This window comes from Sutcliffiella horikoshii (assembly GCF_044809035.1).
Taxonomy (GTDB): Bacteria; Bacillota; Bacilli; order Bacillales; family Bacillaceae_I; genus Sutcliffiella_A; species Sutcliffiella_A horikoshii_G.
Genome location: NZ_CP085237.1, coordinates 1,975,784 through 2,002,184, shown reverse-complemented (window position 1 = coordinate 2,002,184; position 26,401 = coordinate 1,975,784). Strand labels below are relative to the sequence as shown.

General features: G+C 38.2%; 34 protein-coding genes and 1 tRNA gene. 7 read left to right on the top strand and 28 right to left on the bottom strand.

Annotated elements, in window-relative coordinates; all coding sequences use genetic code 11:
• The first annotated feature begins 34 nt into the window (after positions 1–34).
• The gene (gene selD, locus LG307_RS10420) at positions 35–1,108 is read left to right on the top strand and encodes a selenide, water dikinase SelD (RefSeq protein WP_404450191.1); all 1,074 of its coding nucleotides are present in this window, start codon (positions 35–37) and stop codon (positions 1,106–1,108) included.
• A gap of 14 nt (positions 1,109–1,122) precedes the next feature.
• On the opposite strand, the gene selB is transcribed toward selD, so the two are convergent.
• The 4 genes from selB to LG307_RS10400 form a co-directional block, all read right to left on the bottom strand.
• Positions 1,123–3,012, bottom strand: coding sequence for a selenocysteine-specific translation elongation factor (gene selB, locus LG307_RS10415; RefSeq protein WP_404450190.1), 1,890 nt, complete (start codon positions 3,010–3,012; stop codon positions 1,123–1,125).
• Complete coding sequence (locus LG307_RS10410; protein ID WP_404450189.1) at positions 2,996–3,223, bottom strand: spore germination protein; 228 nt, start codon at positions 3,221–3,223, stop codon at positions 2,996–2,998. The genes selB and LG307_RS10410 overlap by 17 nt, the downstream gene beginning before the upstream one ends.
• Positions 3,224–3,290: 67 nt before the next feature.
• Positions 3,291–3,785, bottom strand: coding sequence for a hypothetical protein (locus LG307_RS10405; RefSeq protein WP_404450188.1), 495 nt, complete (start codon positions 3,783–3,785; stop codon positions 3,291–3,293).
• 163 nt (positions 3,786–3,948) lie between these two features.
• Positions 3,949–4,098 (bottom strand): hypothetical protein, encoded by a 150-nt coding sequence (locus tag LG307_RS10400; RefSeq protein WP_404450187.1) that lies wholly within the window; start codon positions 4,096–4,098, stop codon positions 3,949–3,951.
• Positions 4,099–4,265: 167 nt separating this feature from the next.
• On the opposite strand from LG307_RS10400, the gene LG307_RS10395 reads away from it, so the two are divergent.
• Entirely contained in the window at positions 4,266–4,436 is a 171-nt protein-coding gene (locus LG307_RS10395; protein WP_404450186.1) for a hypothetical protein, read from the top strand.
• Between the two features lie 45 nt (positions 4,437–4,481).
• Here LG307_RS10395 and LG307_RS10390 read toward each other — a convergent pair whose 3' ends face one another.
• From LG307_RS10390 to LG307_RS10355, 8 genes are all read right to left on the bottom strand, one after another.
• Positions 4,482–5,183, bottom strand: coding sequence for a hypothetical protein (locus tag LG307_RS10390; RefSeq protein ID WP_404450185.1), 702 nt, complete (start codon positions 5,181–5,183; stop codon positions 4,482–4,484).
• Positions 5,180–5,935, bottom strand: a complete 756-nt coding sequence (locus tag LG307_RS10385; protein ID WP_404450184.1) for a hypothetical protein — start codon at positions 5,933–5,935, stop codon at positions 5,180–5,182. The genes LG307_RS10390 and LG307_RS10385 overlap by 4 nt, the downstream gene beginning before the upstream one ends.
• Positions 5,919–6,815 carry an ATP-binding cassette domain-containing protein gene (locus LG307_RS10380; RefSeq protein WP_404450183.1) on the bottom strand — a complete coding sequence of 299 codons (897 nt, stop codon included), beginning with the start codon at positions 6,813–6,815 and terminating at the stop codon, positions 5,919–5,921. Before LG307_RS10380 ends, LG307_RS10385 begins: the two co-directional genes overlap by 17 nt.
• Positions 6,816–6,818: 3 nt before the next feature.
• Positions 6,819–7,199, bottom strand: coding sequence for a GntR family transcriptional regulator (locus tag LG307_RS10375; protein ID WP_404450182.1), 381 nt, complete (start codon positions 7,197–7,199; stop codon positions 6,819–6,821).
• A 133-nt stretch (positions 7,200–7,332) separates the two neighbouring features.
• Complete coding sequence (locus LG307_RS10370) at positions 7,333–7,824, bottom strand: GyrI-like domain-containing protein (RefSeq protein ID WP_404450181.1); 492 nt, start codon at positions 7,822–7,824, stop codon at positions 7,333–7,335.
• Positions 7,825–7,834: 10 nt separating this feature from the next.
• Positions 7,835–8,311 carry a GyrI-like domain-containing protein gene (locus LG307_RS10365; RefSeq protein WP_404450180.1) on the bottom strand — a complete coding sequence of 159 codons (477 nt, stop codon included), beginning with the start codon at positions 8,309–8,311 and terminating at the stop codon, positions 7,835–7,837.
• An 81-nt stretch (positions 8,312–8,392) separates the two neighbouring features.
• Entirely contained in the window at positions 8,393–9,031 is a 639-nt protein-coding gene (locus tag LG307_RS10360; protein ID WP_404450179.1) for a DUF429 domain-containing protein, read from the bottom strand.
• A 44-nt stretch (positions 9,032–9,075) separates the two neighbouring features.
• The gene (locus tag LG307_RS10355) at positions 9,076–9,837 is read right to left on the bottom strand and encodes an AAA family ATPase (RefSeq protein ID WP_404450177.1); all 762 of its coding nucleotides are present in this window, start codon (positions 9,835–9,837) and stop codon (positions 9,076–9,078) included.
• 128 nt (positions 9,838–9,965) lie between these two features.
• Here LG307_RS10355 and LG307_RS10350 point away from each other — a divergent pair.
• Both LG307_RS10350 and LG307_RS10345 read left to right on the top strand, forming a co-directional pair.
• Positions 9,966–10,062 (top strand) — tRNA-Sec (locus LG307_RS10350).
• A gap of 96 nt (positions 10,063–10,158) precedes the next feature.
• A complete protein-coding gene (locus LG307_RS10345) occupies positions 10,159–11,391 on the top strand; it encodes a M14 family metallopeptidase (RefSeq protein WP_404450433.1) in 1,233 nt (410 codons plus the stop codon).
• Between the two features lie 52 nt (positions 11,392–11,443).
• Here LG307_RS10345 and LG307_RS10340 read toward each other — a convergent pair whose 3' ends face one another.
• The 9 genes from LG307_RS10340 to LG307_RS10300 all read right to left on the bottom strand — a co-directional run bounded on the left by LG307_RS10340 (position 11,444) and on the right by LG307_RS10300 (position 20,671).
• Positions 11,444–11,803 carry a hypothetical protein gene (locus LG307_RS10340; protein ID WP_404450176.1) on the bottom strand — a complete coding sequence of 120 codons (360 nt, stop codon included), beginning with the start codon at positions 11,801–11,803 and terminating at the stop codon, positions 11,444–11,446.
• 145 nt (positions 11,804–11,948) lie between these two features.
• On the bottom strand, positions 11,949–12,437 hold the full coding sequence (locus LG307_RS10335) for a hypothetical protein (RefSeq protein ID WP_404450175.1): 489 nt from the start codon (positions 12,435–12,437) through the stop codon (positions 11,949–11,951).
• A gap of 120 nt (positions 12,438–12,557) precedes the next feature.
• Entirely contained in the window at positions 12,558–13,826 is a 1,269-nt protein-coding gene (locus tag LG307_RS10330) for a glutamate-5-semialdehyde dehydrogenase (RefSeq protein ID WP_404450432.1), read from the bottom strand.
• A gap of 19 nt (positions 13,827–13,845) precedes the next feature.
• Entirely contained in the window at positions 13,846–14,964 is a 1,119-nt protein-coding gene (gene proB / locus LG307_RS10325) for a glutamate 5-kinase (RefSeq protein ID WP_404450174.1), read from the bottom strand.
• A gap of 34 nt (positions 14,965–14,998) precedes the next feature.
• Positions 14,999–15,847 carry a pyrroline-5-carboxylate reductase gene (proC, locus tag LG307_RS10320; protein WP_404450173.1) on the bottom strand — a complete coding sequence of 283 codons (849 nt, stop codon included), beginning with the start codon at positions 15,845–15,847 and terminating at the stop codon, positions 14,999–15,001.
• A 571-nt stretch (positions 15,848–16,418) separates the two neighbouring features.
• Complete coding sequence (locus tag LG307_RS10315; RefSeq protein ID WP_404450172.1) at positions 16,419–17,624, bottom strand: hypothetical protein; 1,206 nt, start codon at positions 17,622–17,624, stop codon at positions 16,419–16,421.
• Positions 17,617–18,789, bottom strand: coding sequence for a DUF58 domain-containing protein (locus LG307_RS10310; RefSeq protein WP_404450171.1), 1,173 nt, complete (start codon positions 18,787–18,789; stop codon positions 17,617–17,619). Before LG307_RS10310 ends, LG307_RS10315 begins: the two co-directional genes overlap by 8 nt.
• Before the next feature lie 2 nt (positions 18,790–18,791).
• Positions 18,792–19,727 (bottom strand): AAA family ATPase, encoded by a 936-nt coding sequence (locus LG307_RS10305; RefSeq protein WP_404450170.1) that lies wholly within the window; start codon positions 19,725–19,727, stop codon positions 18,792–18,794.
• Between the two features lie 152 nt (positions 19,728–19,879).
• Complete coding sequence (locus LG307_RS10300) at positions 19,880–20,671, bottom strand: ATP-binding protein (protein WP_404450169.1); 792 nt, start codon at positions 20,669–20,671, stop codon at positions 19,880–19,882.
• A gap of 132 nt (positions 20,672–20,803) precedes the next feature.
• On the opposite strand from LG307_RS10300, the gene LG307_RS10295 reads away from it, so the two are divergent.
• Positions 20,804–21,229, top strand: coding sequence for a DUF2621 domain-containing protein (locus LG307_RS10295; RefSeq protein WP_404450168.1), 426 nt, complete (start codon positions 20,804–20,806; stop codon positions 21,227–21,229).
• 19 nt (positions 21,230–21,248) lie between these two features.
• On the opposite strand, the gene LG307_RS10290 is transcribed toward LG307_RS10295, so the two are convergent.
• The 3 genes from LG307_RS10290 to LG307_RS10280 all read right to left on the bottom strand — a co-directional run bounded on the left by LG307_RS10290 (position 21,249) and on the right by LG307_RS10280 (position 23,058).
• On the bottom strand, positions 21,249–21,743 hold the full coding sequence (locus tag LG307_RS10290) for a CcdC family protein (protein ID WP_404450167.1): 495 nt from the start codon (positions 21,741–21,743) through the stop codon (positions 21,249–21,251).
• 139 nt (positions 21,744–21,882) lie between these two features.
• Positions 21,883–22,242 carry a response regulator gene (locus LG307_RS10285; RefSeq protein ID WP_404450166.1) on the bottom strand — a complete coding sequence of 120 codons (360 nt, stop codon included), beginning with the start codon at positions 22,240–22,242 and terminating at the stop codon, positions 21,883–21,885.
• Positions 22,243–22,347: 105 nt separating this feature from the next.
• Positions 22,348–23,058 (bottom strand): cytochrome c biogenesis protein CcdA, encoded by a 711-nt coding sequence (locus LG307_RS10280; RefSeq protein ID WP_404450165.1) that lies wholly within the window; start codon positions 23,056–23,058, stop codon positions 22,348–22,350.
• A gap of 227 nt (positions 23,059–23,285) precedes the next feature.
• Between LG307_RS10280 and LG307_RS10275 the strand changes: the two genes are divergently transcribed.
• On the top strand, positions 23,286–23,447 hold the full coding sequence (locus LG307_RS10275; RefSeq protein WP_404450164.1) for an aspartyl-phosphate phosphatase Spo0E family protein: 162 nt from the start codon (positions 23,286–23,288) through the stop codon (positions 23,445–23,447).
• A 278-nt stretch (positions 23,448–23,725) separates the two neighbouring features.
• On the opposite strand, the gene LG307_RS10270 is transcribed toward LG307_RS10275, so the two are convergent.
• A complete protein-coding gene (locus tag LG307_RS10270; RefSeq protein ID WP_404450163.1) occupies positions 23,726–24,184 on the bottom strand; it encodes a hypothetical protein in 459 nt (152 codons plus the stop codon).
• Between the two features lie 114 nt (positions 24,185–24,298).
• Positions 24,299–24,736, bottom strand: a complete 438-nt coding sequence (locus LG307_RS10265) for an NUDIX hydrolase (RefSeq protein ID WP_404450162.1) — start codon at positions 24,734–24,736, stop codon at positions 24,299–24,301.
• A 278-nt stretch (positions 24,737–25,014) separates the two neighbouring features.
• On the opposite strand from LG307_RS10265, the gene LG307_RS10260 reads away from it, so the two are divergent.
• Positions 25,015–25,221: a hypothetical protein gene (locus tag LG307_RS10260; RefSeq protein WP_404450161.1), complete on the top strand. Its 207-nt coding sequence runs from the start codon at positions 25,015–25,017 to the stop codon at positions 25,219–25,221.
• A 59-nt stretch (positions 25,222–25,280) separates the two neighbouring features.
• Here the strand turns inward: LG307_RS10260 and LG307_RS10255 are convergent, their stop codons facing one another.
• Together LG307_RS10255 and LG307_RS10250 are read right to left on the bottom strand one after the other, a co-directional pair.
• Positions 25,281–25,826 carry a GrpB family protein gene (locus LG307_RS10255; RefSeq protein WP_404450160.1) on the bottom strand — a complete coding sequence of 182 codons (546 nt, stop codon included), beginning with the start codon at positions 25,824–25,826 and terminating at the stop codon, positions 25,281–25,283.
• A gap of 116 nt (positions 25,827–25,942) precedes the next feature.
• On the bottom strand, positions 25,943–26,170 hold the full coding sequence (locus tag LG307_RS10250) for a hypothetical protein (protein ID WP_404450159.1): 228 nt from the start codon (positions 26,168–26,170) through the stop codon (positions 25,943–25,945).
• Positions 26,171–26,401: the final 231 nt, after the last annotated feature.

Genomic DNA, 26,401 nt, shown 5'->3' with positions numbered 1-26,401 from the left:
CGAATATACTTAGTACAGGACAGGAGGTGCCTTAATGACTGAACACGAAAAAATTCGTTTAACATCACTATCTACGAAAGCTGGTTGAGGTTGCAAACTTGGTCCAAGCGACCTCGCGCAAGTTTTGCGTGATTTACCTGCGAATAACCACGACCCTAATTTGTTAGTAGGCTTTAGTACTTCTGATGATGCAGGAGTTTATAAAATTACCGATGATATTGCCATGATCCAAACGCTCGATTATTTTACACCGGTAGTGGATGACCCTTATATGTTTGGACAAATAGCCGCTGCAAATGCATTGAGTGATGTTTATGCCATGGGTGGCACTCCAAAAACGGCACTCAATATTGTTGGGTATCCAATCAAGAAATTGGGACCAGATATTCTCCACTCCATCCTTTCAGGGGCATTGGATAAAGTAAAGGAAGCGGGCGCAGTCATTGTTGGCGGACATTCCATAGATGACCAAGAACCTAAATTCGGCTTATCTGTTACGGGGTTTGCCCATCCGAATCACATCTGGAAGAATACTGGTGCATGTATTGGGGATGTACTTGTCTTAACGAAGCCTATTGGGGTAGGGATCATTACCACCGCCATAAAACGGGAAAAAGCAACAAAAGAACAAATTGCTCTCGTAACGGAGACCATGGCTTCCTTAAACAAACTTGCTGCTGAAACATTGAAAGAATACAGTCCGAATGCCGTAACAGATGTTACAGGTTTTGGCCTTCTCGGCCATGCAAGTGAAATTGCCCGTGGAAGCGGCGTAAGCTTACATATTGACCAGAAGGAAGTCCCTGTTTTAACAGGAACATATGAGTTGGCAGAAGCAGGTGTTGTCCCTGGTGGATCTAAGTCCAACCATCAGTGGTTAGAGAATGAGGTCTGTTACGATGATTCGGTCTCTTTTCATGAGCAGCTGGTGTTGTGTGACGCCATTACATCGGGAGGCTTGCTGGTCAGTATGCCTGAAACGGAAGCGTATCCATATGTAAGTAAGTTAAAAGAAATAAATGTGCATGCTGCCATCATCGGATCTGTATCAGAAAAAAAAGAAAAGTGTATTTATGTTAACAAAAACGGAGCCGACAGATTCCTTTAGTTGCTCCGTTTTCATTATGTCCAATACCGAACAGATTCTTCTCTTTTCGTGATCTGCAAAGCATCTAATAACTCCATATAAGGAATTAAATATTTGCGGGACAAACCGAGTTCTTCTTTCACATCACTCAGTTCAAATTTCTGGGAATGTTTCTTCTTTAACTGACAAACAGAATCAGCTATGTTTTTCACACAGACTAAATGCTTTTCATCCAACTCATACATTTTTTTCTGCTTGATTAAATAGTGCTGGAGAGCACGCAGCTCTTTTTCAGGAAGGCCCGCCTCTCGTCCATAATCCACATAAGGCTTAGGAGTAAGACCGTCCTTCTCAATATGCGACACAACCTGTTCCATTCTTTTTTTCCAAGAAGGAGGAAAGTGAGGTTTAAAGTCCTCAACATACAATAAACTTTCATTTCGCATTATTTTTCCGTCAACTTGTAGTGATTGAAGGACATGTTCTACTAAATTCTTAGGTACTGAATTTGAAAAGTTAGAAAGTATTTCAGCCTTTGCCACTCCACCTTTTAATGGATTGGCCATATGGAAAGTGTGAATATATTCCAATACTTGTTGTGAAGTGACTTTAAGATTATCGGAAGTTGTATAATATGTATCCTTAATAATAATCAGTTTGCCATCTTCTATTAAGGCATCCAATTCGCATTTGGTTAAACCTGTTTCTTCCTGTAAATCTTTGTATGCTAACAACCTGTTTTTGCTTAGTGCTTGTGAGATTCTTTCTGTTGGTCTGCCGTCTTTCACTTTTTGAAGGGTTCGTATCGTATTTTCTCCGAATTTATATTTAGAGCCTTTTGCTTGAATAACCCAACCTCCGCCCACTGTTTCAACTGGAGTTGGTCTCCTGATTATGAATTTATCTCCCCTTTTTGCCGTGATTTCTTCCTCTAAACGCAACTGACAGAGTACTTCTTCATTTGAATCTTGATATTCATTTCGATCAAAAAAGATAATTCTCCCCATTACTTCTGCTGTACCGATATGAACTTTTATCAGGCTTCTTTGCTTAATTGGAATTGGAAGCTTTTTAATAAATTGCAAACTAACATCAATGGTATCTGTTGTTTCATATGTATGGGATTGAACAAGTACATCCCCTCTATTTATCTCTTCCGTGCCGATATTTGGAAGGTTTATTGCAACCCGCTGACCGGCCTTGGCTTTTTCAACCATCTTATTATGTACTTGCAACTGCCTTGCCTTTACCAGTACTGCAGAAGGAAGAATTTGAAGCTCTTCGTCTGATTGAACCATCCCTTCCATTATCGTTCCCCGGACCACTGTACCTTGGCCTTTAATGGAAAATACCTGGTCTATCGGCAAACGAAACGATCCAGATTCATGTTTAACTTGTAAATCCTCTAATTGCCTTAGAATGGTTTCTTTTAATTCTTCTGTGCCAATGTTTTTCGTACTATCAAGAAAGACTACTGGTGCTTGATGGAACATCGTGCCTTCCAACTCATCCATTATTTCTTCTTGTACAAGATCCAGTAATTCTTCTTCCACTTTGTCTTTTTTTGTTATCGCAATAATTCCTTTTTGGATCTGCAGGAACTTAACAATTTCCAGATGTTCCTTCGTCTGTGGCATAACCCCTTCATCTGCAGCGACAACCAAAATGACCAGGTCAATTCCCGAAACCCCTGCAATCATTTGACGAATGAACCGTTCATGACCTGGAACATCTATTATAGATAATTGGGTATCCTGATTTAAAACTAAAGGGGCATATCCGAGCTCAATGGATATCTGTCTCTCCTTCTCCTCTTTAAGTCTATCCGTATCCACACCAGTAAGCGCTTTTGTCAACGTCGTCTTGCCATGATCTATATGTCCTGCCATTCCAATCGTATAGTGCTTATCAGTCAAACCCCTCACCTATTTCGTCATTTATTTGAACGCTTTTCTTCCCGCATACATTGACAACACTGATCTTTGTAAAGGTCTTGATGCATTGTCCAAGGTTACCAGAACCAGAACCAGTTACTCCCGTTTCTTCTGCTATTGGGCAAGCTTTAAATATATTCCCGAAGTTTACAACCCCGCCATTAACATTCTTGATTACCACTTTGTTAATAAAACAAGCCATATCCGCCACTCCCTTTTTGATAGCGTATGATAGCCTGTATGTGCTTGTATAGGTGGACGTCCTAAGCTTATTCTTTTTTATAGTGTTGTTTTAGGTATTGCTGCCATTCTTCCTCTGTCCAAGAAGTATGTTTGTTTTGTTGCAAAAACCCCTTCTTCCATTGTCTCTTAACATTTGCCACCTCGTTTGCCTGGATACTGCTTTGATTAAGCGCCTTAGCACGTATATCGTCCCAATCAGGTTTTCGATCTCCCGGTGGCCTAGAAAGAAATGGATCAAAGATTAACTTCAATGTCAAAAGCAGTAAAAGGAAGCATAAGATAAACTTCACCAATGTATGTAGAGGAAGAATTAACACAATCAGAACAAAGAACAATAACATTGTCCAAATCTTGCCGCTCAAATTCTTCACTATTTCCCTGCTAACCTGACTGCTGATCTGCACTTGGGTTTCATATTTATTTTCAATTTCACAATCCACACAATAAGATTCAATTTCTTGGGTGGCCCTATGATACCGCTCTACCAGAGCCTTTTTATGCTTTGTACAATATAAGTCCAAATCGTTCCTCCAATAAACTGTCTTTAACCATGATTATACCAATCAATTAGAGAAACTTGAAATATTCTACGGTATAATTCAAAAGAAGCGTAACCAATAGTCGGTACGCTTCTCCCTTCTTGCTTTTCCATTATGTAGGATTGCAAGATCATTAATTTGAACGTTAGTAGTTTAGTTTTATTGGATTTACTAAAGCTGGCAGTGTTTCAGTTGCATCAGATACATTTACTTCGATCACTTTAAAATCAGTTGTAAAAGCCTCCAATTTGTATTCTGCAAATTCTTTTCCGTCTCTTAAAATTAGTTCTCTCATGGATCATACTTCCTTTCAGATTTTTTATCACACAATGGAAAGTATATGCGCTTTGTTAAAAAATGTGACAGGGAAGTAAGGAAGAATTCTGTAACTTTTTATGGTTTGTACGCTCGACCAAACTGCATATGTTAGAATAATCTGATAATGTAAGGTGGGGATCAATATTGGAGACTTTCGGTAGAGGGTGTTTATATATCATTGTCGGGATTGGGGTGTTACTGCTTTTAGCTATAGTGACACAGAGCCACATAAACGTTCCTATTTTCATCGCCATTCCTCTGATCATACTGGCTTTTTATTTCGCGAAAAAGAAAACAGACGAGAAAAACAGATAACCAAGCATGAATCCACTCTTCATGCTTGATTTTTTCTGAAAAAAACTATTTAACTTCCGATATGTGAATGAACTCCTCATTCCATATGACATCTACATCTTCAGGAACTTTTACATAAATGATGGCATCCCTCGAAGAATGGCCGTACCCCGTCAAGCCGGAGCGTTCCCCGCTGAATTGCGTGAAGGGGAACTCGGGTGCTATATAAGCCATATTCTTTTCAAAAAATGCAGGATGTTCAACCTCTAATATATCATTTGAAAATTTTATGGGAGGGGACGGCAGTTCATCTGAAAGGTCAAACTGTTCCATAAATAAGATACCCTTGTATATCATGACATCGATTCTTCCCTCTAAATCTGGTGTTCTCTCAAACATAATCGTATATTCTTTAAAATAGTTATCTTGGCTTCTAATAACAAGGTCCTGTCCGGAGAGGTTATAGGTTTTCTTACTAGATAGATAACGTTCCTCTATCTTTTCTTTATTCATTAGTCTTTCATAGAGAATAAAGCCACTTTCATCACCCGCTCCACCTACTCTCTCCACATTTTCGGCATCAGGCATCAGGAAATATATCAGCGTGCAGCCAAGTAAAATGATCATATATCCACCTAAAACCGAGCCGTTGTTCTTAATGGAAGAAGTAATGTGGATTCTCTTGACCCCTTTTGTAAAAAGGAGGAAAACAAAAATGATAATCCCGAATATAATTACTAGATTGATGAATCCTGTCATACTGCTCATTGTCTGACCTCCATTCTGTTGAAAATTGCTGCGGAACCTGCAAAAAGAACAAGCACTGTTATGAACACTTTCAGAATGAATGCGATAAAAGATGTTTCCAAGTAGAAAAATTCCACAATGGTTACCAGACCACTTACTTCACTGATAGTCCCTCCAAAAAATAGATATCCTACGAAAATGACTGGGACAAGAATTTTGAAAAGATTTGAAACTCTGACCAAAGTCCCGACGAAGTATCCTGCAGCACCACATAAAAAGATGTATAAAAATGCGGTCAACGTTCCCATAACAAAGAAGCTACCAATCTTCATCGAAACTGGTGAATGATAAATGGAATCGAATTTGGGCAAGAATAACACGATTACTTGCAGTACGTACTTGGATAAAAGTGCTGTAATAGTACCTATGATGGTTACCAGGACCACAAACAGGACATTGGAGAGATCACTGCTTATTCTGTTTGTAACAAAGGAAAAATCCTCATCCCTATATCCCTTCGATGTGATGATGATGGATACGATAAACACCCATAGCATCGTAAACACGAAAATCAGATTCGCAGAATAATAATGAATGTTCAAGCTGATTAACTCGGATCCTCCAGTTGAATTCCCTACTCCATTTAAAGAAAAAAGGACCGCTATCACTTGTAAGATAATCAAAGAAATATAAACTCCCGAAAAGGCACTTAGTTTATATAAAAATTGGTTTTTCACGACTTGATCCAACGTAACCTTACTCAAAGATTGCATCAATTCCACCTCTTTCTTTATTAGTTAAGTAGATGCATACGTCATTCGAGGAGACTGGGGAAAGCTCAAAGTCTAGCTTTCTAGCATCTTGCTTAATTTTCTCAGGATAGTTGTATTTAATAACCGCATAACATATCTCTGTACCAATCGTTTTCCTGTACAGCACCTCTTGATCCTCTAACCAATTGGTAAGAACACTCTTCTTCCCTTTCACCCCAATTGCGTATTCCTTTACATCAGAAACGGGAACATGCAGCAGTTTTTCACCGTTATTTAGCAGAAGAATATCCTCCAGAAGGTCCTCTATTTCTTCCAAATGGTGACTTGATATAATGATGGTTCTCGGGTTGGCAATATAATCTTTAAGGAGCGCACGGTAAAAATCCTTACGCACAGATGCGTCCATTCCAGTTGTAGGTTCGTCAAACATTGTCAATGCACAACGGGATGCCAAACCAACAATCATATTAAAGGTACTTTTCATTCCTTTGGATAATTCACTATGACGGTAATCATTACGAAATGAAAAATATTCGAATAATCTTCTCGCAAGCCCTGCATCCCATTTTGGATAAAATGATGCCGATGCTTCCAACACCTCTCCCAAATTTAACGCGATTGGAAAGGCCATCTGGTCATCTACAAGAATGCTATTGGCTGAGACAAACAAGCTATTAAACGGGTTTTCATTAAATACTTTGATTTCTCCAGATGTTTGTTTTTGAAAACCGGCCATTATTTTTAAAAGAGTCGTTTTTCCTGCACCATTTCTTCCAATCAACCCTGTTATCTTATTTTCACTAATTTGAAAACTGAGATCATTAAGAGCTTTTGACCGACCGTATTTTTTAACCAAACCCTCACATTCCACTACTTTCATCCATTACTCCCCCTTGTTCTGTTTACTTTCCTTTCTTACCATCTCAATCAGTTCATCCATCCCTACATTTAATTGTTCAGCTTCTGATACCAATTCCGTAACCAGTCTTTTCAACGTATGTTCTCGCCTTTTTGTCAGGATGATAGCTTGTGCTGCTTCTGTTACAAACATGCCGAGCCCCCTCTTTTTATATAAGACATCATCTTCCACCAATATTGTAAGACCCTTTGCTGCTGTTGCAGGATTTATATTAAAGATTTCAGCTAATTGATATTGAGAATAGACCTTTTGATCCTGAAGGAAATATCCGTTCAGGATCTCCGTCTCAAGCCATTCGGCAATTTGAATATAAATCGGTTTTGTACCATCCGTGTTTAAAAGCAATGTTCCACCTCCATTCCACCATAGTGCATTAGTGATGTAATGTAGTATATTATAATTACCAAAATAATGCAACGGCAATTCCGGAAATTTTTTACACAAAAAAACGACACCAGTAAGTGGCATCGTTTTTTGTTCAATATTTTAATACAATTGGAATTAGGATTTCAAAATGTGGATCTTCTAGATCTCTATTAACAGGGTATCTTTCATGCTTTATCGGAAGATCATCGAAATATTCTATACCTTTTTCCTTTAACGGTTGATAGTCACACACTTTAAACCACTGATAGATTTCCGTATAAGTTGCACCGATATCTTTTCCTTTAGGGTGATTTACCTTTAAATAGGTCATCTCTGGAACAATGATTTCAATCATTCCAGGTAGCATCTCTTGTTGTTCATCCACTTCAAATACAGAATAATGAACAAACCCATCAGATCTTAGATGATAAGATAACCCTAATTGCGTTTCAGGTTCTCTTACAAAAGAAAACTCAACAACTCTGTTACTCATGTGTAAAATCATTTCTTTTAGTTGAGGCACCTCTGCATAGGCACCTTCCCACTTTAATCCCATCGCCCGATAAGAAGGAATAGTTATTATTTCACCAACTAATGTTTTCATATTCTCCCCCCTATTCGACTATCGGAATAAGTAATTCAACAACCTCTTCCTCTACATTATCTTCAAAATAAAAAACTTCAATTGGAAAAGCTTTCTCCAGACTTTCCTGCCTGTATCCATTATCCTTCATCCAAGAAAAGATTTTTTCATAGCCTTTATCAATCGTTTTGTTTGAGCAGCTTATTTTTGCATAAGTTGTCAGGGGGATAGTTAATGACATCATCCCCTTTGGAATATCGTTGCATTCCTTTACTTCCAGACAAGCAAAATATGTGGCAACCAGACCGTTTGCGAGGTACGGACTATAAATTACATCACGATTTACCGCTTTCCTCACTTCGTCTCTTCTATTTTCGAAATCTTGTTGTACATTCATCGCAACTTCAGGAAAGGACTGTGGAAAATTACCTGTCCCACATTGCCCAACTAACTGAAGTTTTCTTTGAACGACTTCACATTTGAATGTTGCAATGGAATTCTGAATCATACAAACACCCGCTCCTTTTGGATAAATTCACCATTAATATATTTCGAGAAGAAAGATAAAAATCCTTTTCAGATTTTGCATTTAACAACAATAATCAAATGGGTGGAGGGGAGGCTTTGCTGAAAATATCCACTGTGGTTTTAATGAGGGGTCAGCCCAGTTGCACGCTGCCAGTGCTGCTGCACATGAATCAATGGTGTGGCTTTCGTTTTCTATACCATTGGGCAACCCTATAATGTTTTGTTGTTCAAACCAGTTCTTAAGATATTTTCGTGATGAAAGATTTTGCTTGTATGTAAGAACGTAATCTATTTCTTTTTCAGATACTCTCGCTCCCATTGCAGCTCCAGGATGAACTTCCACTATAGAAATTGGAAAAGTGGTATGGAGCGTACCTATCTCTCTTGTGAGTTTGATACCTCTTAGCGTAAGATATACCATTCTATTGAATGTAGGCGGCATAATGGAACCAGACTTCATTCCTAAGGAAACAATATATTTTCGTAACTCTTTATCACTTGTCCTATCTCCCCCACCATCCTGATAAGATAATGGGGCATCTATTCCAATGACGAGCTCATCTAATCTACTTAAATCTATAATTTCGTTTAGTATTTCTTCGTCGCTGATATTAGGAATCATTTTTTGGAAGGCTAATTGATTCTTATTCTTTTGGAAAACGGTGAGAACTGTATCTTTATGATTACTTGGACCAGCCAAGTCTAGGCCGATTACAATTATTTAAATTCCTCCCTTTTCAAAACTCAATTAGACTCAAACAAGTGATATAGCATCCGTTCCCTATTATCAAAAAACTGCTTCATAATTGCAAAGTGCGGTGTCTCTTCAAGGGAAGTCTCAAACATCCCCTCTTCTGTCAGTTCAAGAATTTTTGCATCTGGATAGGCCATAACAATCGGGGAGTGAGTAGAGATGATGAATTGCGATCCTTCCTGCACCAGTTCGTTAATTCTGGCAAGCATGGACATTTGTCTCAGAGGAGATAAAGCTGCTTCCGGCTCGTCCAGGATATATAACCCTTTTCCTTGAAACCTTTCCACAAAAGCAGCAAAAAAAGATTCTCCATGCGATTGTTGATGAAGTGATTTCCCTCCAAAAGAATCTATAATCCTTCTTCCTCCGCCAGATTCACGATCCATTTCCTCAATATTTGTTGCAACATTGTAGAAGGTCTCCGCTCTAAAGAAAAAGCTGTCTTCTGGTCTCTCCGCACCTTTTATTACACGTAAATAATCGTCCAACTCTGAGTGAGAATCATAGCTTGTAAAGTTGAAATTTAACGTTCCACCTTCAGGATTAAAGCCTAAAGCTATCGCAATACCCTCAAGCAAGGTGGATTTACCCATTCCATTTTCTCCGATGATGTAGGTGACATTAGGATGCAGGTGAAGTGTATTCAAGTCTTTTATTACTGGAAGGTTGAAAGGGAAGCGATCAAATGTAGGGATGGTTTCTCTTTTTAATGTGATTCCTCTTATGTATTGGGTTTCTTTCTCTAATTTCAACTTTTTCTCCCTCCTTTTACTCTTATGGTAAATAATGTACCACAATCGAACAAACGTTTCTACTTTAATTATGGTATTTCTATTGCATTCTCTCGGCGCAAAAAGTAAAATGAAACTATTCTATGTATGGGGCTGATTGCAATGCTGGTGCTTGTCTCGGTCTTCAAAACCGCTTGTGAGGCGCGTGCCGTCTCAGGTGGGTTCGATTCCCACGCAGTCCCGCCATACATATTCTTCACCCATCCTCAAATGAACCTTCAACCTCTTAGAAACAATACAACTATTCATCCTATCTGAATATTGGAGGCTGATGCCTTGATTATGCTAAAAAGAAAATGGATTAAGTTCGGAATTACTCTTTCAATTATCTTTTTATTTCTTCATTTTAGTGTTCCCCTCCTCATTCTAGCAAACTTAGAAAAACCACCTGCAAGTTCCGGTCATTTTATCAATACGTATGAAGAATCAAAATCACGCTTTCTAAATTATGAAGAGAAATTGAAAGAAAACTGGAATACAGTAAAAAGTGATTCATTTACAGTAGTTGAGGATGCAACCATCGATCTTTGGTGGGCTGATGCAAATCAAGAAAAGACCAACTTGATTGTCATCACCTCAGGGGTACATGGCGTCGAGGGCTACGTCGGGTCGGCAATGCTCGATATTTTCCTTCAACAGTTTTCACCGGTATTAAATAAAGAAAACACCGGCCTTATCATCGTTCACTCAGTAAACCCTGTAGGCATGAAGGAAATGCGAAGATACAATGAGAACAACGTTGATCTAAACCGTAATTTCATTTATGATTGGGAAACATTTGATAAGGAAATGAACAAGGACTATGAAGACTTGAAAGAGTTCCTTCAACCCGAGAATGAAATTGGCACCATAACCTGGAGAGACCTTGGGTTCTACGGGGAGATTGCTAAAACGGTATTGATGGATGGAAGCACCAAGGTTGAGAAAGCTTTATTAAGCGGTCAATATACCCAGCCAACAGGTGTCTATTACGGGGGACAGGAAGATGAACCCTCCACTAAATTTATTAAGGGCTTATTTAAGGATATTTTATTAACTGAATACGCAAATATACTTCACGTCGATCTGCATACCGGCTATGGGCCACGTTATCAAATGAGTATATTCAGTTCAGGTAAAGAAACAATGTCACAAGAAGAAGCCCAAAAGACATTTGAATATCCGCTTGTTTTTACTCCTGACTCTGAAGAATTCTATGTAACAAATGGTGATGTACCGGAGTATTTTGCAATGCTTAAAGATGAATTAGCACCTTCTAAAAGTTTGTATTCGACTACTTTTGAGTTTGGAACAATGGGTGAAGGGTTATGGGCTTCCATTGATTCGGTGAGAAGAACAATAATGGAGAACCAATTGAAACATCATGGCAGTAATAATGAAACGACAATAAAAATTTTAGAATCCCGCTATCGAGAAATGTTTTACCCTTCTGAGCTGAAATGGCGAGAAAAGGCAAAAGAAGATTTCATACAGGCGATGGAGGGAGTAATGAAATTCAATAATATCATCGAATAGCAAACAATTTTTATTAAAAAGATTGGCAGGAAAAGTCCCTGCCATTCTTTTTTTATGGGGTCATGTTACTATCCTGCATAACCATTTCAGGATTACGACCAAACATTACATAGTCTGTAGAGATTGGTAAAATGTCGATAATACTGTTAAAGTTCAATAGATTATCGAACTGAGTTCCTCTTACTGTTACGATTTGAGTTTTACTGTAAATATCTCCATTGAAATTAGTCGACATCACAATACCATTCAAGAACGGATTTGCTTCGCTTCCGTAGAAAATGGTTCTTGTTTGTCCTGGACGCAAGGTGAATACTACTTCTCCAGCGTAGTTTGCTGGGTTGCTCCCCTGGCGAACAAGGAGAACTATTTGCAAGCTAGCTGCACTGCGATTGTTAAACGTTTTTTCTGCCATACTTTCACCCCCTTTTTCCTGGAATTACTTTATAGTATTCTAGTAATTCCAAATTGATAGGGTAAGTATAATGGTCAAATCTATCAATTTTCAGTAAAAATAAAAGAAAAACGTAGCATTCTGTTTAATGAATGCTACGTTTTCCTTATTGTTGATTATAGTGTTGAAACCAACCTGCTAATTCTTCCGGCCATTTATCCTCATTGATAATTTTGGGAGTAAATCCGCCCATTTCAATCAAAAAATATCTTGCAGATGTTTTTATAATAAAGAAATCTTCTTTTGGAGTTGGAATAATCTTTTCAATTTCTACATCATATTTTTGAAGAAAAGATCTTATATCATCCTCTTCCTTGGTACTTATAGGTTGAGAAGGTTCATCAACCAGTGTGTCATTTGAACTCATTGTAATTTTCTTATGTCTTTTAGGTATGTTTCCGTTAATAACTTCTAAAAGCCTAATAATTTCTGACAATCCAATTAAAACCATCCCGACAACCAGTGATACTAGGAACCCAGAAAAGAAAACGACAAAACTTTCAGATTCAGATCCAGCAACAATCGCTAAAAATAATCCCAATCCAATTACTGTTCCTCCGACTATTTTTAGTACTGCCCCAATTTGATTTTGCATAGTATCTCCCCTTTTTTCTCTCTAAAGTATGTATTCTACTTTCGACAAAAAAACCCTTCTTTTACTAAAATTGCTTATAAAAATAGAGCCTTGCTCAACTAGGCAAGACTCTTAACAAAATTATCTAATCTGACCGTCACCAGTCATTTGAAATTTAACCGTTGTTAATGCAGGTAACCCCATAGGGCCACGGGCATGAAGTTTTTGCGTGGAGATTCCGATCTCTGCACCGAATCCTAATGCTCCTCCGTCTGTGAAACGAGTGGATGCATTGTGATAGACGGCTGCCGCATCTACAAGTTTTAAGAACTTGTTGGCAGTTTCTTTGTTTTCCGTAATGATTGCTTCGGAATGTTTTGTGCCAAACTCGTCTATATGGTCGATTGCCTCGTCGATGTCGGCAACGACTTTTACTGCGATATCCAAGCTTAAATATTCGTTCGCCCAATCTTCATGGCCGGCCTTGAGAGCTCCTTGAATCGTTTCAACAACCGTATCGTCACCGTGTACAGTAATGTTATTCTCGTTGAACATATTGATTAACGCTTCTTTGTTTGCGTAGAACCAAGCCTCATGAACAATCAACGTCTCTGCTGCGTTACAAACCGCCGGGCGGTCCGTTTTGGCATTGACGACGATGGATAATGCTTTTTCCACATCGGCATCCTTATCAATGTAAAGATGGCAATTGCCTACTCCTGTTTCGAGGACCGGCACTGTCGCATTCTCGACCACTGCATTAATCAAAGATGCTCCTCCACGGGGAATCAATACATCGATATGCTCCTTCATTGTGAACAATTCTTGAGTTGCTTTGCGGTCCGTACTCGCGATGAATTGCACTGCTTGTTCTGGAATGGAAGTAGTCTTTAACGCTTTGTGAATGACATCTACAATCGCCTGGTTGGAATTGATGGCAGAAGAACCGCCTTTTAATACGATGGCGTTCCCAGATTTCAATGCAAGTCCAGTCGCATCAACTGTCACGTTTGGACGTGCTTCGTAAATCATGCCGATCACTCCAAGTGGTACACGGACTTTTTCGACTTGAAGACCGTTTTCCAACGTCCAGTCTGAAAGGATGTCACCAACAGGATCCTCAAGTTCTGCCACCTCTCTTAGGCCATTTGCAAAATCAGCAATTCTGTCTTCTGAGAGTGCCAGGCGGTCCATATAAGCTTCCGTATAGCCTTTTTCCCGTCCTTTGTCCAAATCCTTGTTATTAGCTTCTAAGATATGGGATACATTGCTTTCAAGCGTGTTCGCAATATGCTTAAGAATCTTGTTCTTTTCTTCTGTTGTAAGCAAACTTACTGCCTTTGCCGCTTTCTTCGCTTCCTTTGCTTGTGTTTCTACTAATAAAGACATCAAATTCCTCCTAGTTTTTATTTAGAACTGTTTTCGCTTTTTAAATGCCAACAGGGATAGACGATTCTAAGTGGCATACTAAGTCGTCATTTTTTACAACTTCTTCTGCATATTTATCTTGAGTTTGATCATATTCTCTTAGTTGTTGGGATGAATAGTTTACAACCCCTAGTCCAATTCTATTTCCGTCAAAATCGAGGATTCTTACGACAGAGCCCTCTTGGAAGTAGCCTTTCACTTTACTGATACTTGAAGGCAATAATCTCTTTTTACCAAGCATAGAAACGTCTGCTCCTTCTGCTAGTACAACTTCTCCCTCTGGACCTGAATTGAACGCAATCCATTGCTTTTTGTGGTTTAAATTTATGGCAGAATCCTTTGCCTCGAAATACGTACCCGTTGCTTCTTTTTCCACCGCTTGAAGTAGAATGTTTGGTACTCCTGCTTTTCCTAAAAAGGCAGGGATTCCTGATGCCATGGCAATCTTCACGGCATCAATTTTCGATTTCATCCCGCCTGTACCGACAGAACTGCCAGGATCTCCTGCAGCCGCTTCAATTTCAGGTGTGATTTCTTCCACTTTTCGTAATAATGTAGCATCCGGATCCTTCCGCGGATCTGCATCATACAATCCATCGATATCAGATAAAATCAACAGCATATCTGCATCGACAAGTCCTGCAACCTTCGCGGAAAGTGTATCATTGTCCCCAAATTTCAATCGGTTTACCGTGACGGTGTCATTTTCATTGACGATCGGTACAATACCACGCTCTAAAAGAACATTCGCGGTGTTACGCGCGTTATTGTAGCGATTTTCATCCGAAAAATCTTCTCTTGTTATAAGAATCTGAGAGGCAACGTAACCGTTGGATAAAAACAGTTCGCTGTATGCCTCCATCAACAAGCCTTGTCCAATGGACGCTGCCGCTTGTTTTTCCGGTAAACTTGTTGGTCTGTTCAGGCAACCGAGCTTACGATACCCAGCTGCCACTGCACCTGATGAAACTAATAATACTTCATAGCCTTGATCTTTCAGTTGAGCGACTTCATCAACAAGTCTCTCTAGCTTTCTTCTGCTAATTTCACCGTGTGAACTTGTTAAAGAGCTACTACCAATTTTTATTACTACCCGTTTAGTCTTATTATCGGGGGTCATTCAATCACTCCTGTTATAGACATAATTGTAAAGCTTACTGCAATACCAATTCTTTTTCTTTTTCTTTTTCCGCACTGATTTCTCTAGACCGTTCTGCTGCCCCTTTAATAGCAGCTGAAATGGCTTTTCCGCCACCGTTGTCGCTTAACGCTTCTAATCCTGCTGCAGTGGTACCGTTTGGAGATGTCACTTTTTTACGAAGGGTTGATGGCTCTTCATTATTGGTCTGCATCATTTTAGCAGCTCCAAGAATGGTTTGTGCTACTACATCACGTGTTACCTCTTCGTCTAGGCCTGCTTCTTTTGCGGTTCTCTCCATATGCTCCATTAAATAGTAGAAATATGCCGGGCCGCTTCCTGCTACTCCTGTGAAAACGTCCATTTGCTCTTCTTCAATGGTATAAACTTTTCCGATCGTTTCTAAAATCACTTTAGTATCTACAATGTCATCCATCGCAACATGCTTGCCAGCAGAAATGGCTGTAGCGGACTCGCCAATCATGCTTGATGTGTTAGGCATCACGCGAATAACAGGTTGTCCCGGATTCAATCCATCTTCCATATAGCTTGTGGATACGCCTGCTAATACGGATAGCAATAATTGTGATGGGTTCAGTTGATCTTTTAATGTAGCTAATGCAATTTCTATATCTTTCGGTTTCATGGCCAAAACGATGATATCCAATTCTTCCATAATCAGATCCTGCTTCATAACGCCACGAATACCGTATTTGTTTTCAAGTTCGATTAATCTGTCGATATTAGATCTGTTGCTTACTACTACATTATGGGCAGGTATGATTTCACTTGCTACAATACCTGAAATCATTGCTTCTGCCATCGATCCTGCTCCGATAAATCCAATCACTTTTTCTCTAAGCATCTAATCGCTCCCGTCTGTCCGTTCGTTTTTAACAACGTTTATAATCGTAACATGTAGAGAATGTATATCAAGGGTGTTTGGGCAATTAGTCCGCATGAGAGCAAGATAGTGAGTGTAAACGCTACCAATAATATAGACCTTCTTGTAAATCCCACAGAAGCGGAATAATCACTGATTTTGGAGGAATACGGCCAAATTTGAGTGTGGATAATTATGGAAAAGCAGCGCAAACCCTTCTATCCCATTGAGTTTGGATGGAATTACGTCGATGAGGACTTCTCTCTACCCAATCTCCGGCTGACTCAGGTCTTCATAACGTCGATGAAGACTTCTCTCTTCCTATTCTCCGCCACTCAAGTCTTCTTAACGCCGTTGAAGACTTCTCTCTTCCTAATCTTCCGCCACTCAAGTCTTCATAACGCCCATGAATACTTCTCTCTTCCAAATTGCCGACCACTCAGGTCTTCATCCAGACCATGAAGACTTGCCTCTACCTAATCTCTCGCCACTCAGGTCTTCATAAAACAAAAAAACAGTGTACCCCCACAGGATACACTGCTAAAACCAACATTTAACTCGCTTTTTTCCACTGCTTCATCACTTTTCGGATTTCCTCTGCCATTGTCCTGCAGGTTTCTACTTCCGAAGGTGAAAGTTTCATTTCTCCGTATCGAACTTTAGCATACAAATCCATAAAGCTTTCCTTAAAAGTGGTCTCCCGTTTTAACCATTCCTCCAATGTTTCATTCGGAAGACGGCCACGGTTCTTTTTCATAGCTAATTGCTCCAAATCAAACATAAGCTTCCTAACTTCATTTTCAGGTGGCTTTTGTTTCCTTCTGCCGGTAAAGAATCCACCACTCTTTTTGGTCATCGTAGAAGTAAATGGCTGTTCATCTTTTACTTCAATCTTTTGCGTGTTCACCTTTTTCTTCCTTAATAAGTAATAAAGGATCGATAAGAATAGAATGACACCTATAGCCATTACTACGGGATTATCAAATAGGCTGTCTGGTGGTGGTAAGAGTTCTGCCGTTTCCGCTTCCTCTTCTTGACCCTCCAAACCTCCCGCATCCTGAGGTCCTCCACTTTTTAGAGTCCAATCATGTAAACCCAATAGATAAAACAACGGCCTTGCCAAAGCATCAAAAATTATGCTAACACCTAAGCCGAACAAAGAAAACCCTGCAGTTATCACATACTTACCAACAGTTGCAAAGACCGCAGAAAGAGCGATTATACTGATAAAAACAGTACTTGTGGCAGCAACCACTCTTTTCTGCATATAACGGTTTCCATTCAATTGTAGTACAGCGTTTCCACTATACAAAAATATAACGAGAGCTAATTGTGCACCAAACAGAATCATTAACGTTAGGCCATGTGGATAATTCACCAACGTTCCTGCACCGTAAACAAACGGCATCCAGATAAATGAGATAATTAATAAAGCAAAGGTGGAAATGAATCTCTCCTCCACAAAATACATAAATGCCCGAAAACTTAGGATAGTTCCTATAATAAGAGCAAGCCAAATACTATAAGATGAAAGGTAAGCAAAAAGAGCTAAAATAGGAGCCACCATCATGATTGCTGCATAATTATTTGGCAGTTTGTTGTTTAAAAAACCAAAAATTGCAATGGCAAAACCATAAGGCAATAAAACTCCTACCAAAGAGGGGAGATTTCCGGAATCTAAATACAAGAGCAAAATAAAAAAATAAACGATATTAAGCTCGAGTAATAAATGTATGCTGTTCCTCCAAAAGTTAGCCATTTACAGCCTCCTTTCTTGCTTCGGTCCGCCAAGAGATTAATGTACAGCCTTCATCCTTCACATCAAGAAGATTTACATTAGTTCCCGCAGGCATTCTCCACCCTCTCAAGCGATCTGCCTCTCCACAGAGAATCACGAATGGAGCGTGTGCGGCATGTTGAAAGGTTATTCTTTCAAAAGTAGACATGCCAATGGAAACACTATTACCTTGCAATCTCGCTAACATGGTCAACGCAGTTTGCAGATGGCGTTTGCCTACCCCATAAGGCAGTTCAAAATAACTTGGTGTACCTACCCTCTTAATGTTGACAAGTAAGGAATAAGGAATATTAAATTTTGTAGCATGGTGTAATAAATGGGTAATCCCCTTGATTCTCTCTTCTAAATTGCCTGATCTAATATCAAAAACAATTAACCACGAATATTGTGAGGTCTTCTCATACACTTTTGTTTGCAAACTTGTGACCTTAGCAGAAGCCTTCCAATGAATTCTATTAAAAGAATCCCCTGCCGCATAATCACGTGTTCCAATAATCGTACTAACATCCTCAAAAAGGGATGAACGGGTTGGATAAGCACCTTGATTCTTGGGCATAATCCGCTCAAGACCGCTTACAGGCAATTGCTCAGAGTAAACAAGTGCTTCAAATTTGGTTAAATCGTTCTTTTGCAAGTACACCTTCCCAAAATCAATGAAATGTGAGATTTGCAATTCAATATGATGTAATTTAGCTACTCCTCTTTCCATTGCAGTAAAGGGAATATCGATAATTAATTCGCTTTTTCCCATCAATGAAAATGGCAGACTTATCTGGCTGATTCGCGTTCTCCTGTCTCCGTTTTGGAACTCAATGTTATTATCAGCAACAAGTTGGATTCGTCCAGAAAAAATGGGTAACCATGATGGTTGTTCGACTTTCAATTTTACAACCCCTGTTTCTCCAGGGAAAAGTTTCACTTGACCGTTTACGATTGTAAGCTTGAGTCTCTTACCTACATTGACTAAATAGTAGTAAGAAACAATAAAATAAAACAAATACAAGCTACCCATAAAAAATAAAATGGGATGTCCTGTAACAAATCCAATCGCAATTATGACAAATGCACAGGCACGGAAATAAATATGATGGGTCAGATTATCTACTTGTTGATTCCACCTAGTCATTCCTAAATTGTCGCCTCCACAGGCACAACAACTCTTGCCAGCACTTCTGTCACAATTTGTTTATTGGTCTTCTTTAGCGACCCTTCCATTGTAAGCACCAAGCGGTGACTTATAACGTATGGTGCCATTTTCTTTACATCTTCCGGTGTAACGTATTCTCGTCCATTTACAAAAGCTGCCCCTTGTGCCGCACGCATCAATGCCAGAGTTCCACGTGGACTTACCCCCAGCTCTATTTCTTCATGATTTCTCGTCATCTGGACAATCTCGAGTATGTAATCCTCTACTACAGAAGAAACTTTCAACTGTTTGACCTGTTCCTGCAATTCCATGACTTCTTCTTTGCTAAATAGGGATGTCATTTGTTTGATCGGCTCGCCTAACCGATATTTATTCATGATTTCCTTCTCTTCTTCCATCGTTGGATACCCTAAATCTATCTGAATAAAGAAACGGTCCATCTGCGCTTCTGGCAATGGGAATGTCCCTTGTTGAGATTCAATGGGATTCTGGGTCGCAAGCACCATGAAAGGTCCAGGAATGGACAATGTTTGCCCATCAATCGTTACTTGTCGTTCTTCCATTACTTCAAGTAAGCTTGATTGCGTTCTTGGAGTAGCGCGGTTGATTTCATCTGCCAACAGAATATTTGTCATGATTGGACCGGGTCTTAATTCAAAATTTTGTTCCTTCGGATTAAAAAACTGAATCCCTGTTACATCACTTGGCAACACATCAGGAGTAAATTGGATTCGTTTAAAGCTTGCATCCATTGTTTTGGCAAAGCTCTTTGCCAACATTGTTTTCCCTGTACCTGGTACACTTTCTAACAAAACATGTCCTTTATTCAGCAACGAGATGAACAACATTTCTACTACCTCGTCTTTTCCAATAATGACATTAGACATTTCTTTCTTTAATTGTTGTACTTGTTTCATTCTCTAGAGCACCCCTTTTATTTTCTTTCTATTTAGAATTATTTTACCATTATTTCACTTGAAAAAATAGACAAATTTCAACAATTGTTTCGCAATACGAAAAACCCATAGCAATATTTTGCTATGGGCAATCAATAGGTAGATCCTATATATTAATCTTTGTACATCGTTAAATCTTTGGTTCTAAAACTCTCCGGAGTCACTATGGAAATTAACTGATTTTGACTCATTTTATTTTTTATACGATCTGCAATTCGCTCCCCATACCGTTTCGTCAAATCTCCCGGATGGATATTGGAAGTAAATACGATGCTCTTCCCTTGCCTTTGGTTCAAGATGGAATAAATAGTCTGATCCACCCACTCACTCACCCTCTCCACACCGAGGTCATCAAGAATAAGAACATCCACTTCTGCTATGGCCTTCATAAACTTACTTTCCGAATAACCTGAATCATTATCCCAAGATGCAACTATAGTATCCATCAGTTTCGGCACATCAAAAAACATCGCGGTAATGTTATTTTCCTTGAAGTATTTATACAATCCTACTGCTAGATGTGTTTTTCCCCTGCCTGTTCGACCAAAATAGTATAAATTCTCTTTCCCCGTAAACTGATCAAAAAAGTCTATTGTGCTTGCCAACGCCTCACCTTGGCTGGAATAATCTACTTTAAAATTCTCCAGTGTAGCATCTTCAAGCTCCCTGGGAATGATACAAAACTGCTCAAAATACTTATGTTTTCTGCGTTTTTCCGCCTGCATCGTTTCTGCTGCAAGCCTGCAATCACATTCATTTTCGTATTCCTGCCATTTCCCTTTATTTTCTCCACCGATAATTTGCATGCGGACACGTCTTACTTCTCTATTGCATTTCGGGCAGACTCTCTGGGAAAGGATCTCGGTTTTCCCCATGCTGCCAATCACGGCACCAATCTTTTTCATCGTCGCCACCTCCGTCAAAACTTTGTCATTTTTTTTATATGAATTAGGTTGGATTTTTCATTTACTAGTGCAATTATAATAGTTTCGGTTATAATAATACAAGAATGTTAACGAGTTCGGAGGGAAAAGAACATGTTAACCGGATGGTTTTTATGGTTAATTTTATTTTGGGTCGTTACAATGGTTGGTTTACTGGCCATTGGTGGATTCTTTATGTTTCGTAAATTTCTTAAAAGAATGCCAAAAGAAGATGGCAAATCGGAATTGGATTGGCAGGACTTCTACTTAGAAAAAACCCGTCACCTTTGGCCGGATGATTTGAAGCAGCTATTAGAAGAGCTTGTTTCCCCTGTGCCGGAACTTTTCCGTGATATTGCAAGACAGAAGATCGCCGGAAAAATCGGTGAAATTGCCTATAAGGAAAATGCGAAGGAAATAACAAGAGAGCATGTCATTCGTGGCTATATTCTCGCTACACCTAAACGCGATCATAAGTTTCTTATAAAAAAATTGGAACACCTTAATATTGATCGCACTCCATACCAACACCTATTTTAAAGGAAAAACCTCGGTTCTATTATACCGAGGTTTTTATCGTTGGTGGAATGGAACCACTCTCTATCTTCTTATATTTTATATACATCGCAACTCTCCAAGGAACAATCATGCCGAATGCAAGCAGCCAAAACATCCCTGTCAGTTCACCAATATCAATTTGAGTACTCAATACTAGCTTCATGACAACTCTAATAGCCAATAAACCAAGCAAAATAAAGACAAACGCTTTTGATCGTTTTAAATATATATCATTATCCTTCATCTCAAATTTGGAAGTTTTAATAAGGAAGATAGAAAATATCGCTCCGACCGCTAAAGCTTCCAATATCTGCAAAGAGGAGACTCGAAATTCCGGAAATAAAAACATTAGCGCTCCAGTACTCATGAAAATGGGAGGCAATACAATTTTTTTCACTGATGAAGGTTTTTTCGCAGCTTTCATTCTAATAAACAAAACAAGTAATGCCATACAAACTGCGATAATCGTAGATAGTACTGTATTCACGTTAATCATCCTCTGTTTTCACAACTTTTAACCTCTTACTATTATACCGAAAAAGAGAAATTTTAAAAGTGATATCTAAGGTTTTACAACTTCTCTATCAAAAAAATAAACTACTCTCTACCTTAGAAGTAGAAAATAGTTTATTTCTTTATCCCATCACTCTTTTAACAGCCTCCAAAACACGGCCTTCATCAAAAGGCTTTACAATAAAATCTTTCGCACCGGCTTCAATCGCTTCTACAATTAACCGCTGTTGGCCCATTGCGGAGCACATAATAATTTTAGCTTTTGGAAAATCTCTTACTATTTCACGAACAGCTTCAATACCGTTCATTTCAGGCATCGTGATATCCATCGTCACGAGATCAGGCTGGTGATCTCGATAGAGTGAAACCGCATCTCTTCCATTCTCTGCTTCACCGATCACAGTGTGGTTAGATTTAGTTAAAATGTTCCCAATTGTTAGTCTCATAAACTTTGCATCATCCACTACTAAAACGTTGGCCACCGCAGAGTCCTCCTTATGTCCTATAAAAAAGTTGTAATTTTCCTTTATTCCCAATTTTAACTTTACTCTTTTCGGACAGAAGAATCAACTAAAATATCACACAATTTAAAATCCTTGGAATCCTCCGGTAATGGCAGTAAGCCAGACAATTATTTTTGTTAACCAATCAAAGAAAAGAAGGATACCCATGAAAATCATAATATACCCTCCAACCTTCATTATTGGCACATGGTTGCGTCTGATCCATGATAATTTTCCAATGAAGAAAGAAAGGATAAAAAATGGGATGGCGAATCCAAGAACATAAGCAGTCATGTACATGACTCCAGAACCAGGGTTTGCTGCTGCCAAAGCCATGACAGAAACAAGGATTGGTCCCGTACAAGGTGTCCACCCTGCGGCAAAAGCCATTCCAATTAATACAGTTCCAATATACCCTGTCGGTCTATTTTTAAAGGTCATTTTTTTATCGGTCATCAAGAACTTCGGTTGGAAAACTCCAAGAATGACAAGCCCAAAAAAGATGATCAATATGGCACCGATCTGACGTATTAAATCATTGTACTGTACAAAAAATTGTCCAAGGAATGATGCACTGAAGCCCAACCAAATGAAAATAATAGAAAATCCTAGTAAGAAGAATACTGTATGTAAAATACTCCTACTACGAAACATTCCTTTCTCTTCTTTCAATTCCCCTACCGATACTCCAGTTATATAGGAAAGAAACGCAGGATAAATTGGAAGCGTACAAGGGGAGATGAACGATAAAAACCCCGCTCCAAACGCTAACAAAAGCGTAACATCTGCAGACATAATATCACTACTCCTATTCAATTATAGTTAATATAGTAACAGAAAAAGCATAGAAACATATAGCCGCTTTTTAATAATCTATGTCGAAACCGTGACAGTATTACCTAGTAATTTTTCACTATTATAACAATTATTAAAGTCCCATTAACAGGCATTTTCCCTTTGTATTACCTCCTAAATTCTAGTATAATGATGATACGAATTGGAAGAAGAAAGGATACTCAACATTGGCTACTAAACATGAACTACTAGAAAAAATTGAAAAAAAGCGAACAGAACTAATTGATATTGTCGCAAAGTACGGAATGTCCTCCTCTAAAACATTAAAACTCAGCCAGGAACTGGATATTCTTCTAAACAAGTATAACCATATCATCGTCCCTAAATAATACATAGAATTTATGTGAGTTTTATGACATCATGAAACCCCTTCTCAGAAAATGAGGAGGGGGTTCTGTTTTGGCTCCCGTTGTTAAATGTCTAGACTCTCCAACCACCGATAAACGTTAGAGACATTCCCACCTGCTAGCAATTCTTCATCTTCATGCTTTGACATGATATCTCCCATATTATAAACTTCTATTTTACTGGAGTATTTCGCCCAGCCTGAATAATTCAAATTCTTTAAGATCTTCTATTTCTTAAATCAGTTCCAATTTTGGATAAGCTAATTTAATGGGGTCTTAATCTTCTTATTCAGTGCATTTGCTTGTGCCATGAAAGAATCCTTATTTGCATTGATAGATATATTTAACCCTAAACCTACATCGCGAAGTATTCCCCTAAGCTCTTCAAAATTCTTAATATCTTCATCTGTTACATTTGCAAAGCTATATATTTCATCGTATGGATATTGTCTTAAATTTGAATGCAGTTGCGATAAAGTTACCTTATCACTTTCTGAAAGTGCTCCTAATTGTTCCACAGTCGTCATGCCAAGCCAAATACCATTCAATATATCTTCAAGTTCAGCTGTGACCAAGTTAGGTTCTGACCAATCATCTTCAATTTGATGAGCTATCAAGCCTTCTAGCTCTACTAAATTATTTTGTACTTCTGTTAAAAGAACTTGCTCTGCAGTAAAATTAATCTTTAAATTTTCCCAGGTTACAGTTGCGGCGAGCAATATATTCAGAACAATTGAAGCTCTAAATAGCCATTTTTTTTATTACTCAAGTATACTCCCCCTTAACCTACCTATTTCAATTTCTTGATAAGCAATTAACAAAAGTTATATGTATTAAGACTGTTTATTAACTCTTTTTCTAAGTAAATATGGTACGGATGAATTACTTTTTATCAATCCTTTTGAATCGGTTATATGAATGAATTCTTCTGCTTTCTGCATATCCATCCAAGTAATCTCTTCAATTTCTTCTGGTAATGAAATATTAATTTCTCCTCCTGTTATTCGCCCTCTAAAAGTAAAGAAAATTGCATGATGTCCTCTATCTTCGAAAAATGCTTCGCTTACAGAAAAAACACTATCTATTTCTACATTTAACCCCGTTTCCTCTTTTACTTCACGGATAGCAGCTTCTTCCAGTGTTTCTCCTGGTTCAACTGCTCCTCCGGGAAGTGTATAATAAGAAGAATTATCTCCTCTATTTTTAACCATTAACACATTTTCGGCCTCCTCATCAAAGAGAAGCACGTATGTTACATCCACTCTTTTCATAATCTTAAATCTCCTTATTTAAAATCCTTGCCAAAAATCTTTTTCCTTATTTTCAGTACTCTGCCAATTCAGTGAAATTTCATATGGCTTTTCCCTGTTTATAATAATCTAATCTATTTTGCAGTGAACCGGTATGTATTTCAAATTAATGATCATCTGTATCAGTGAAAAATCCTTTTTAAATGATTAGATAGTGCATTGACAGTCCATTCAATTTCCTATATCCTAAATTGTTCTGAATTCAGAAAATCATTAAGCTAAAAAGGGGATGTATTCAGATGGATATGAAGGTATCTAATTTAATTGAAGCAAAACGTCAAATTAACTCAACGCTTAATAAACTAAGAGAAACAGTAAAAACTCTTGAAGCTAAAGAAAATCCCAATAGGTATAAATCTCAAATCACGTTAGCCAAAAGGAGAATAGAAGCCTTTGAAATTTCAGTATTATTAATTGAAGAAAAAATAAAGGACCTTGATGGTTAAGATAATTTTTGAGGAACTTTCGTATAAGAGTAAATTAATGTTTAAGCAATCGATTCCGTTTAATTAAATAACACTTTATTAATAAATCCTCTTTTTGCCTCTGTATATGTTTCACGATCATTATTATATTCTTTCGCTAAATGACTTTTAATTACAGCGTATTCATTTGCAAGGTTAGGGTTATTTCTTAATATATTTCTAAATTTAAGTATTTCATCCCAACGTTCTTCTCCTTCTAAGATTAGTTGTAAATGTGCTACTTGTTTGTCGTTCTTCACTTTTACAAAAAATCTTCTCCAAGGCTGTTTGTCTAATTCGGGAGGTACATAATGCCAATCGTGTGAAATTAGTGTTTCCTCAATTTCATTGATAAGATTGAATGACGGAATAGAAGCCATTAAGTCGATAATTGGTTTTGCTGGTAAATTAGGAATTGATGTACTGCCTACATGCTCTACTTCCTTTATACTAAATGCTGAAAGTAGGGTAAAAAGTTCTTCTTTTTCCCGAATCCCTTTGTCTTTCCAATTAGGGTCTGGGTATTTTATCTCAATTGTTTCAAATGCCCACACTGGCATTTTTTTATATTCATTACTATTGTCCATCCCTTCTATTCCCCCTCTTATTTTTCTTAATAAAAGGATCTTCCTTTATTGAAACAAGAAAAAATCTGCCATATCAGGTACAGTTGTTAAACTCATGCACCCGTTAGTGAAAAATATTATGGTGATAATTCAAGAAAGTAATCCCTAATTTCTGTTGGTAACTCTTCAACTGCAAGTACTTTTAACTTTTGGATACCTTGTGTACCTGGTGAAGTCATAATCAGATAAGATTTTTCATCATTTTTAAACAAGGTAAATTGACTTATACTGTTTGCTCGTGTATCCGTTCCATTGATAAATTCAAAATCTTCTTCCTTAAAATTAGCCTCGTATCCTTCCAACATTAAACTTTGTGCCCCTTCAAATCATCTGCAAAAGACATAGATTGATAAAGGTCTAATGAGTTTTTAGGTTTGAAAAGAAAAAAATAATAACTAACTGAAATGAGAACTACAAAAACCATTATGCCGGTTCTCAACCTGCTTTTTAATGTCTTTTCCTTCAAATTCTCCATTGTTCCTCCTCACTTTTCACCTGATATACTCATAAATAAAATATGATGCTTACCTCTTAAC

Bases quoted from the DNA above. Each gene is read 5' to 3' on its own strand.
- LG307_RS10410 (WP_404450189.1), bottom strand. From the start codon at position 3,223: ATGGCTTGTTTTATTAACAAAGTGGTAATCAAGAATGTTAATGGCGGG.
- LG307_RS10400 (WP_404450187.1), bottom strand. From the start codon at position 4,098: ATGAGAGAACTAATTTTAAGAGACGGAAAAGAATTTGCAGAATACAAA.
- LG307_RS10390 (WP_404450185.1), bottom strand. From the start codon at position 5,183: ATGAGCAGTATGACAGGATTCATCAATCTAGTAATTATATTCGGGATT.
- LG307_RS10385 (WP_404450184.1), bottom strand. From the start codon at position 5,935: ATGCAATCTTTGAGTAAGGTTACGTTGGATCAAGTCGTGAAAAACCAA.
- LG307_RS10380 (WP_404450183.1), bottom strand. From the start codon at position 6,815: ATGAAAGTAGTGGAATGTGAGGGTTTGGTTAAAAAATACGGTCGGTCA.
- LG307_RS10370 (WP_404450181.1), bottom strand. From the start codon at position 7,824: ATGAAAACATTAGTTGGTGAAATAATAACTATTCCTTCTTATCGGGCG.
- LG307_RS10365 (WP_404450180.1), bottom strand. From the start codon at position 8,311: ATGATTCAGAATTCCATTGCAACATTCAAATGTGAAGTCGTTCAAAGA.
- LG307_RS10345 (WP_404450433.1), top strand. From the start codon at position 10,159: ATGCTAAAAAGAAAATGGATTAAGTTCGGAATTACTCTTTCAATTATC.
- LG307_RS10340 (WP_404450176.1), bottom strand. From the start codon at position 11,803: ATGGCAGAAAAAACGTTTAACAATCGCAGTGCAGCTAGCTTGCAAATA.
- LG307_RS10335 (WP_404450175.1), bottom strand. From the start codon at position 12,437: ATGCAAAATCAAATTGGGGCAGTACTAAAAATAGTCGGAGGAACAGTA.
- proB (WP_404450174.1), bottom strand. From the start codon at position 14,964: ATGACCCCCGATAATAAGACTAAACGGGTAGTAATAAAAATTGGTAGT.
- proC (WP_404450173.1), bottom strand. From the start codon at position 15,847: ATGCTTAGAGAAAAAGTGATTGGATTTATCGGAGCAGGATCGATGGCA.
- LG307_RS10315 (WP_404450172.1), bottom strand. From the start codon at position 17,624: ATGGCTAACTTTTGGAGGAACAGCATACATTTATTACTCGAGCTTAAT.
- LG307_RS10310 (WP_404450171.1), bottom strand. From the start codon at position 18,789: ATGACTAGGTGGAATCAACAAGTAGATAATCTGACCCATCATATTTAT.
- LG307_RS10305 (WP_404450170.1), bottom strand. From the start codon at position 19,727: ATGAAACAAGTACAACAATTAAAGAAAGAAATGTCTAATGTCATTATT.
- LG307_RS10300 (WP_404450169.1), bottom strand. From the start codon at position 20,671: ATGAAAAAGATTGGTGCCGTGATTGGCAGCATGGGGAAAACCGAGATC.
- LG307_RS10295 (WP_404450168.1), top strand. From the start codon at position 20,804: ATGTTAACCGGATGGTTTTTATGGTTAATTTTATTTTGGGTCGTTACA.
- LG307_RS10290 (WP_404450167.1), bottom strand. From the start codon at position 21,743: ATGATTAACGTGAATACAGTACTATCTACGATTATCGCAGTTTGTATG.
- LG307_RS10280 (WP_404450165.1), bottom strand. From the start codon at position 23,058: ATGTCTGCAGATGTTACGCTTTTGTTAGCGTTTGGAGCGGGGTTTTTA.
- LG307_RS10265 (WP_404450162.1), bottom strand. From the start codon at position 24,736: ATGAAAAGAGTGGATGTAACATACGTGCTTCTCTTTGATGAGGAGGCC.
- LG307_RS10260 (WP_404450161.1), top strand. From the start codon at position 25,015: ATGGATATGAAGGTATCTAATTTAATTGAAGCAAAACGTCAAATTAAC.
- LG307_RS10255 (WP_404450160.1), bottom strand. From the start codon at position 25,826: ATGGACAATAGTAATGAATATAAAAAAATGCCAGTGTGGGCATTTGAA.
- LG307_RS10250 (WP_404450159.1), bottom strand. From the start codon at position 26,170: ATGTTGGAAGGATACGAGGCTAATTTTAAGGAAGAAGATTTTGAATTT.